The sequence below is a fragment of the Halorubrum sp. SP3 genome (assembly GCF_005435195.1).
Lineage (GTDB): Archaea > Halobacteriota > Halobacteria > Halobacteriales > Haloferacaceae > Halorubrum > Halorubrum sodomense.
In genome coordinates, this window is sequence record NZ_SGTU01000091.1 from 1 (window position 1) to 1438 (window position 1438).

The following is a 1438-nucleotide window of genomic DNA, read 5'->3' on the forward strand; positions in this document are numbered from 1 at the left end:
GAGGAGGTCACACCTCCCCTGATGATTTCTCAAATTCGACATCCATAACCTCAAATCGAGCTCCACCGTCACTCCCGCCTGTGACACGAATCTGCCAGTCATGAGCGGCGATAATCTCTTCAACAATACTCAGCCCAAATCCGGTTCCGTCTGCCGATTTCGAGTACCCGGCCTCAAAGATGTCATCATATTCCTCGGACGAAATACCCGGACCATCGTCCTCAATATAGAACCCGTCGTCAAGTTCCCCGACCGTCACAGTCACATCAGATCCGCCGTGTTCGATTGAGTTCCGAAACAGGTTCTCAAACACCTGCTTGAGGCGGCTTTTATCAGCAAGTATACTCCGTTCGGCATTGTTAAATAATGCTGCTTGGCCCGTGTCAACGGTCTCCCAGCACCCATTAATCATCGTGGCGAGATCGAACGGCTGTGCGTCGGTCACTTCTTTTCCTTCACGGGCTAGCATCAGGAGGTCGTCGATCAGCGTCTCCATCCGGTTGAGACCCTTTTCTGCCTCATCCAGATAGTCGCTGTCACACTCTATAGATGCCATTTCAATCCCCCCCGTGGCGACTTGTAATGGATTTCTCAAGTCGTGTGAAACAACACTTGTGAACTCCTCAAGCCGTTTGTTTGTGCGCTTGACCGACTCACGTTCGGTGATGTCGATATACATCGCTACCGTTCCGATGATCTCACCATCTGCTGTACGACGTGGAACCGAGCGCAAGAGAGCCTCTACCACCTCACCATCGTTAGCCACTAGATCACGTTTCTCTCTAGTGAACTCACCGTTAATCGATCGGCTATACCCTCCAGATTGTAATTCTTCTTCCGACTCAGGTGTGTAGAATTCTGTGAGTTCGCTGCCGGTTATTGCGTCCGCATCGTATCCAAGTGTCTCGACAAACTGGCTGTTGTAGTCCTCAGTAATCGGCCGGTCGTCTTCAGATCGAGTGAGAACCGTCATTACTGGGGCTTCCTCGAACAGCGTTCGGTACTGTGATTCATACTTGTTCGCCAAATGCTCCAGTTCCTCTGTTTGTTGTTCCAACTGCTGTTTGCGTTCTATTCGTCTGGTGATATCGGTCGTGACACCGGTAATCCGAAACGGATCGCCGTTCTCGTTGGTAATTACGTCGAGGCGGGCCTGTACCCAGCGTACCCCACGGTTGGGATGGTTGACACGGAACTCCTGCTCGATTGGCCACTCTACTGTTCCATCTTGTTGGGCCTCCAGATTTTTGAGCAGCTCGTCCTTGTCATCGGTATGGACGTGCCGGAGCCAAGCCGTCGGGTCATCGTAGGCCTCCTCAGGTGTAATCCCGTAGATTGTTTCCACTGCCGGATTCACGTACTTGGTTTCGGAGTAGTCAGTTGGTAACAAGAAAAACGCGTCTTGGACATTGCCGGCAAATCGTTCAAACCGCTCACG

At 51.7% G+C, this 1438-nt stretch carries 1 protein-coding gene; it reads right to left on the bottom strand.

Annotation, left to right across the window (positions count from 1 at the left end):
* Positions 1 to 7: 7 nt before the first annotated feature.
* The coding region (locus EXE42_RS15505; protein WP_137706906.1) for a PAS domain-containing sensor histidine kinase at positions 8 to 1438 on the bottom strand (1431 nt) is incomplete at its 5' end.